This window comes from Microcystis sp. M109S1 (genome assembly GCF_020247025.1).
GTDB lineage: Bacteria > Cyanobacteriota > Cyanobacteriia > Cyanobacteriales > Microcystaceae > Microcystis.
The window spans coordinates 1-7375 of sequence record NZ_JADBRW010000292.1 but is presented as its reverse complement, the minus strand read 5'-3'; the positions used below and the strand labels follow the sequence as shown (position 1 = coordinate 7375).

The 7375-nt window shown below is 41.8% G+C and carries 5 protein-coding genes; 3 read left to right on the top strand and 2 right to left on the bottom strand.

Going from position 1 to position 7375, the window contains the following annotated elements; translation table 11 throughout:
- Positions 1-57: helix-turn-helix domain-containing protein (locus tag IM322_RS23395; protein WP_190357389.1), on the bottom strand; the 57-nt coding region annotated here is incomplete at its 3' end.
- A 91-nt stretch (positions 58-148) separates the two neighbouring features.
- Here IM322_RS23395 and IM322_RS14720 point away from each other — a divergent pair.
- From IM322_RS14720 to IM322_RS14710, 3 genes are all read left to right on the top strand, one after another.
- Positions 149-2368 (top strand): heavy metal translocating P-type ATPase, encoded by a 2220-nt coding sequence (locus tag IM322_RS14720; RefSeq protein WP_287676098.1) that lies wholly within the window; start codon positions 149-151, stop codon positions 2366-2368.
- A gap of 90 nt (positions 2369-2458) precedes the next feature.
- A complete protein-coding gene (hemE, locus tag IM322_RS14715; protein ID WP_286824330.1) occupies positions 2459-3523 on the top strand; it encodes a uroporphyrinogen decarboxylase in 1065 nt (354 codons plus the stop codon).
- A gap of 419 nt (positions 3524-3942) precedes the next feature.
- On the top strand, positions 3943-4890 hold the full coding sequence (locus IM322_RS14710) for an NAD-dependent epimerase/dehydratase family protein (RefSeq protein WP_287676096.1): 948 nt from the start codon (positions 3943-3945) through the stop codon (positions 4888-4890).
- Positions 4891-5285: 395 nt separating this feature from the next.
- Here IM322_RS14710 and IM322_RS14705 read toward each other — a convergent pair whose 3' ends face one another.
- The gene (locus tag IM322_RS14705) at positions 5286-7013 is read right to left on the bottom strand and encodes an ABC transporter ATP-binding protein (protein WP_286824328.1); all 1728 of its coding nucleotides are present in this window, start codon (positions 7011-7013) and stop codon (positions 5286-5288) included.
- Positions 7014-7375: the final 362 nt, after the last annotated feature.

The window sequence follows — 7375 nt, the reverse complement described above, 5'->3', positions numbered from 1 at the left end:
CAATAGCGACTCTTGTTCGGGTGTGGGGTAAAATCGGTAAGAATAGGCTTTTTCCATGTCTCACATTTTAGCATATATTTCGTAAATGTGTTAATATTTAACAGTAAAGCCGTCGTAGAACGACGGGGTTTCAGACCCAAAATTTTCGATGACCCATCAAACTCTCAAACTCGCCGGGATGAGTTGCGCTGGTTGTGCTGATTCGATCGAACGGATAATTAAATCTATCCCCGGAGTGATTCGATGTCAAGTTAATTTTGGCATGGAACAGGTGGATGTGGACTATGATCCCAAGCGTACCGATCTTAACACTATTCAAGCAAAAGTTAGGGATGCCGGTTTCCAAGCTACACCGATAACGGAAATTAATCTCGAATCCAGGCCAGAAAAAGAACTTCTCACCAAACTATCGATCGCTATTGTTATTAGTATTATACTTTTTATCGGTTCTTTGCCGATGATGACGGGTTTATCTCTATCTTTTATTCCCCACTGGTTACACGATCCCTTATTACAATTAATTCTCGCTACTCCCGTCCAATTTTGGTGTGGTCAAAGTTTTTATAAAAATGCTTGGAAAGCCTTTAAAAATCGCACCGCCACCATGGACACTTTAGTAGTTTTGGGAACCAGTGCCGCCTATTTTTATTCCTTGTTTTCAACCTTCGGGAGCGATTTTATCGAAAAACAGGGGTTTGATTCCCATGTCTATTACGAAGCATCAGCTATCGTCATTACTCTGATTTTACTCGGTCGTTTCCTCGAAAAACGTGCCAGAAAAGAAACGGCCGCCGCTATTAAACAATTAATGAGATTACAGGCAAAAACTGCTAGGGTGATTAGGGAAGAACAGACGCTAGATCTACCGATCGAAGAGGTTAAAGTAGGAGATATAATTTTAGTGCGTCCGGGGGAAAAAATTCCCGTCGATGGCATAATTATCCAAGGCAGTTCTAGCATTGATGAATCGATGGTGACGGGGGAAAGTTTACCCGTGAGAAAAACCGTCAATCAACAGGTAATCGGAGCGACAATTAATAAAACCGGTAGCCTACAAATGCAAGCGTTACGAGTGGGAAAAGATACGGTTTTAGCTCAGATTGTCCGATTAGTGCAAACCGCGCAAGCATCAAAAGCACCTATACAAAGATTAGCCGATCGAGTGACCGCTTATTTTGTGCCGGTGGTGATGATTATTGCGGTAATAACTTTCTTGTTTTGGATTCTCCGCACGGGTAATCTCACCCTCGCTTTGATTACAATGGTGGAAGTCTTAATTATCGCTTGTCCCTGTGCCCTAGGATTAGCTACACCCACCTCAATTATGGTGGGAACAGGACAGGGAGCAAAACAGGGAATTTTAATTAAAAATGCCGAAAGTTTAGAATTAGCCCATGGCATTACTACTATTGTTCTAGATAAAACCGGAACTCTCACCCAGGGTAAACCAACGGTGACGGACTTCTTGACTCGCGAAGGGGTGGGGGATGGACGGGAATTATCGCTGCTGCAGTTAGTCGTGTCGGTGGAGAATCATTCTGAACACCCGTTAGGAGAAGCAATAGTTAAATATGGGCGGTTAAACGCCATTAAAACCCTAGAAGTAACCGAATTTGACTCAATAACTGGGTCAGGGGTGCAGGGAAAAGTCGGGTCGGATTTAGTGCAAATCGCTACACAACAATGGATAGAAAGTCAAGGGATTGAAACAAAAGTTCTTAAAAAAGTCGCCCACGATTGGGAATGGCAGAAAAAAACCGTGGTTTGGATAGCGGTTAACGGGCATTTAGAGGGGTTGCTCGCCATTTCCGACGTTTTAAAACCTTTTTCTTCTTCAGTGGTCGCCAAGCTCAAAAAAATGGGCTTAGAGGTGATGATGATGACGGGGGACAACCTCGAAACCGCAGAAGCGATCGCCAGCGAGTTGGGTATCCGGCGCTTTTTTGCCGCACTCCGTCCCCAACAAAAAGCCGAAAAAATCGAATATTTGCAGAAAAAAGGGAAAATTGTCGCCATGGTTGGAGATGGCATCAATGATGCGATCGCATTGGCGCAAGCGGACTTAGGTATTGCCATTGGCACGGGGACCGATGTAGCGATCGCCGCAAGCGATATAACCTTAATTTCAGGAGATTTACAGGGAATTGTGACTGCTATTGAGTTAAGTCGGGCAACAATGCGAAATATCAAAGAAAATCTCTTTTTTGCTTTTATTTATAACCTGATTGCCATTCCCATCGCTGCCGGAGTCCTCTATCCTTTTCTGCTCAATCCGATTATTGCCGGTGCTGCCATGGCTTTAAGTTCCCTTTCCGTGGTGACGAATGCTTTACGATTGCGTCGAGTTCATCCCAGGGTGGGGGGATAACTTTCGTTAACAATTCTTAAGGAAAAACTAGAAAAATTAGCTGTACGGGGGATGATACCGTAGAAAAGGCAATAGAATAATCATCGTGATATGACTGACTCCCCTGAAATACCTTATTTATTACGCGCTGCCAAAGGAGAAATCTTACCCCGTCCTCCCGTGTGGATGATGAGACAAGCAGGACGTTATATGCAGATTTATCGAGAATTGCGGGATAAATACCCCAGTTTTCGGGAAAGATCGGAAAATGCCGATTTAGCGATCGAAATCTCCCTGCAACCTTGGCGTGCTTTTCAACCGGATGGGGTGATCATGTTCTCCGATATTCTCACTCCCCTAGCGGGAATCGGTATTCCCTTTGATATTATCGAAAGTAAGGGGCCGATTATCGATTCTCCCATTCGTACTCAAGCGCAGGTGGACCAACTTAATCCCCTCGATCCCGATCAGTCTTTACCTTTTATCAAAACGATTTTAAAAACCCTACGTCAAGAGGTGGGAAACAAATCCACTGTCCTCGGTTTTGTTGGAGCGCCTTGGACTTTAGCAGCCTATGCAGTGGAAGGGAAAGGTTCTAAAAGTTATTCTGTGATTAAAGGGATGGCTTTTTCGGAACCCTCGGTACTGCACCAATTTTTAGATAAATTAGCGGATATGATCGCCACCTATGTCCGTTATCAAATCGATTGTGGGGCGCAGGTAGTACAAATGTTCGACTCTTGGGCGGGTCAATTAACTCCCCAAGATTACGATGTTTTTGCCTTACCCTATCAACAAAAAGTAGTCCGTTTGGTGAAAGAAACCCATCCCGATACACCGTTAATTCTCTACATTAGTGGCAGCGCCGGCGTTTTGGAAAGAATGGCTAAATCGGGGGTTGATATTATTAGCGTCGATTGGACCGTGGATCTGGCTGAAGCGAGACAGCGTTTAGGTAAATCGATGATGGTTCAAGGTAATATCGATCCGGGGGTTTTATTCGGTTCCCAGTCTTTTATTCGCGAGCGGATTATTGATACTATTCGTAAAGCAGGTAATCAAGGTCATATTCTTAATTTAGGTCATGGTGTTTTGGTGGGAACTCCTGAAGATAACGTGCGTTTCTTCTTTGAAACCGCTAAACAAGCGGATCAATTATTAGCAGTTCACGCCTAGGATGTCGTTATCTAGGTTTAGGGAATAGGGGTTAGGAGGTAAGGAAATCGTCTCTAACACCCAACACCTAAGAGTGCATCTCATAATTTAAAATCTACTAAGTTGGGATTCTCTGATAACTTCTGTTGAAAAACTGTGCTTTCTAGGTTGTTTGTTTCCAACCCAGACTCTTGGGGGGTTCTACCCCCCAAACCCCCCGTCGGGGGACGAAGCGCCTCCCCCGAACCCCCTGAGCATTAGTTTTTTTGTGGGATGCTTACACGCAGCTGCTGATATATTTGTAATAATTTAAGAGTCACTGACCATTACTCATTTTTGATATTTCTGCAAAGTTTAGATGCACCTCTCCAAAATCCGAACTCTTGATTCCCTTTTTACTTTCACACTGTCCCCTAAATTCTGCCGTATCAATTAAAATAATGAAAAAAATATTTCTAACGGGTGTGAGTGGCTGTATTGGGCATTATATCGCTGAGATTTTACTGGAAAATCCCGACTATGAATTATATTTTTTAGTTCGTAATCCAGACAAGTTAAAATTTACTTACCAAGGGCGATCAAATGTTCATATACTTTTAGGCGATATGCAAAATATTGGGGTATATGCTGATCTTTTAAAAACAATGAATAGGGCGATTTTAATCGCTACCAGTTGGGGAGGAGAGGAGGAAAGTTATCAGATTAATGTGGTAAAAACCCTGGAATTAATTAGTTATTTAGATGCTCAAATCTGCGATAAAGTCCTCTACTTTTCTACTGCCAGCATTCTCAATAAAAATAATCAACCTTTGCCTGAAGCTGGGGAAATAGGAACTAATTATATCCGCACTAAATATATTTGTTATAGTAAATTTGCTGACCTAGAAATTGCCGATAAAATTATCACTTTATACCCCACTTTTGTCTTAGGTGGTGACGAAAATAAACCCTATTCTCATATCTATGGCGGTTTACCGGATGTGTTGAAATATATCGGTTTAGTGCGTTGGTTTCAAGCTGATGGCAGTTTTCATTTTATCCATGCCAAAGATATAGCTCAAGTGGTGAATTATTTAATCGAAAATCCCGCACCAGAAAGCAAAATTGTCCTAGGCAATCAACGCACAACAGCTAACCAAGCAGTGGAGGAAATCTGTACTTATTTAAACAAAAAAATCTATTTTCGCATTTCTTTATCTTTAACCATTGCTAACTTTTTTATCAAAGTTTTTAACTTGCAGATGGAACCATGGGATCGTTTTGCGATGAATTATCGTCACTTCACCCACTTTAAAACCTATACTCCTGCTGATTTTGGTTTAAAAAACTATTGTTCCACCCTTGATGATGTTTTAGCCTTGCGAGGAATTCCCCGAAAAAAAACCTAAGTAGTTGGACAAAATTAAATTTACAGTCTGGAAAGAGAGAACCCGGAACAGGGAACGGAAAAATATGTATAATTAATTCTGTCTGGATATTTACAGCGCTTTCCCTAAAGATGAAGTCTAACCTAATTCGGCGACGGACTCCCCAAAACGAAAACTTCCTACCTCACCATTAAGATAACTGCTATATCGGTGATTCTTAAATTAGTACAAATATATGAACAACTGCGTGTAAGCATCCCACCGAAAAACTAATGCGCGGGGGGTTCGGGGGAGGCGCTTCGTCCCCCGACGGGGGGTTTGGGGGGTAGAACCCCCCAAAAGCTTGGATTGAGTGATAAAATCAGAAATAAGGCCCAATTCTAGAGATACACCCCCATTCCCTAAAGCCAAATAGATTAATCTTGAAATTGTCTAGCATGAAATTGAGCGTAACGACCATTAAGATTTAATAACTCCTCGTGATTACCCACCTCGATAATTTCACCCTTTTCTAAGACTAAAATACGGTTAGCTTTTCTGACAGTTGCTAATCGGTGAGCAATAACAAATACCGTGCGCTCCGTCATAATTCTTTCTAAAGCTTCCTGCACTAAAGCTTCCGATTCCGAATCGAGCGCGGAAGTCGCTTCATCTAAGATTAAAATTCTCGGATTAGATAAAACTGCTCGCGCGATGGCGATTCTTTGTCTTTGTCCACCCGATAAATTAACACCCCTTTCTCCCACATAGGTATAGTAACCCTGGGAAAGTTCACCGATAAATTGATGAGCGTTGGCAATTTTTGCCGCTTTTTCCACCTCTTGCAGATTAAAATCTCCCTGGCCAAAAGCGATATTTTGGGCTATAGTGCCAGAAAAGAGAATATTTTCCTGTAAAACTACGCCAATTTGTCGCCGGAGACTTTTTAAAGTCACATCACGAATATCCACCCCATCGATTAAAATCTTGCCGGAAGTGGGGTCATAAAAACGCAATAAAAGATTAACTAAAGTGGTTTTTCCCGCTCCCGATGCTCCCACTAAAGCAATCATTTCCCCAGCGTGTGCAGTAAAATTAATATTTTTTAAAACCTGTCTGTCCTCATTGTAAGAAAAATTTACTTGACAATATTCAACTTCTTTGCTGTGGGGTTGCAGATTGATCGCATTCGGTTTTTCGGTAATTGTTGGCAAAATAGCTAACAATTCAAAAATCCGATCCATGGAGGCTTGACCCTGTTTAAATTGATTATAATTACTGGTAATATGGGCGATGGGATCGATTAACATTGCCACCGCTGCCACATAACTAACAAAGTCAATTCCAGTTAAATTCTTTTGGGAAATTTGCCAACCAGCGAGAAAGAATAAAAAGATGACACCGAGAGCTTGTAAGAATCCCACCACGACGTATTGTAAAGCTTTGGTGGATTCTGATAGGTATTGCGCGCGGCGATTTTCCTCCGCTTCTTGGGCAAAAAGCTCGGTTTGATAATCTTCAGCAGCGAAAGCTTGCACCACACGAATACCGCTAAAAACTTCGGTTAATAACGCAGAAATATTAGATATTTTCGCTTGGGCGCGACGAGCGTATTGTAATAATTTTTCGCCAAAAAATCCCACCAAAACCCCTAACAAAGGAGCGATAATAATGACAGCGATCGTCAATTGCCAGTTAACAATAAACATATAGGCAAAGACGACAATTAACTGCAAAGCTGAGGGAATAAAATCATGGAAAAATTTGTTAATTACTTCCCCAATGCGATCAATATCTTCCGTTAAACGATAGGATAAATCACCAGTTTTTGCCGTTTCAAAGTAATTTAAGCCGAGGGTTTGCAGGTGTGCATAAACTTTTTTTCTCAATTCTAGGGCAATTTTTAAAGAAGCTTTTGCCATCAGGGAATCTTGCCCATACTGAGACATTCCCCGCAGTAAAAAAACCACTGCCCCCACCCCCGAAAGTGTCGCCAATGCTTGCACATTTCCCTCACCGATATATCTGGCCATTTGTCCGGCTAACCAAGCTAAAATCGGCCAAAATACCGTAAATCCGATCGTACAGATAAACGCCAAAATAATTGTTTGGGTTTGGGGACGGAGATAGGGAATAAGATTCCAATAACTAGAGCGAGATTTCAAAATAATTTAGCGCCTTTAAATATAAGTAGTCGTGCAAAATTAATTTGCTAGTCGAGATAGGAGACAGTTATCAGTTATCAGTTATCAGTTATCAGATTTGAGTTTTAAGTGTGCAGTATTAAATAGAAGTTTCCTACTGTCTTTTCACTGTTTACTGTTTACTGTTTACTGTTTACTTTTCACTGTTTACTGATCACTGTTTAGACACTCTTGCACTTTGACCAGAGGTTTACTAAGAGGTTTGACATCCTCACCGCCGTAAACGGACGATGATTCCTCACCACGCCACCTTTTTAGACTGGTCGCTGACTGGGGTTAACGCTTCACAGGCTGCTGCTTCTTTAACTGAAGTCTTCCGCTTT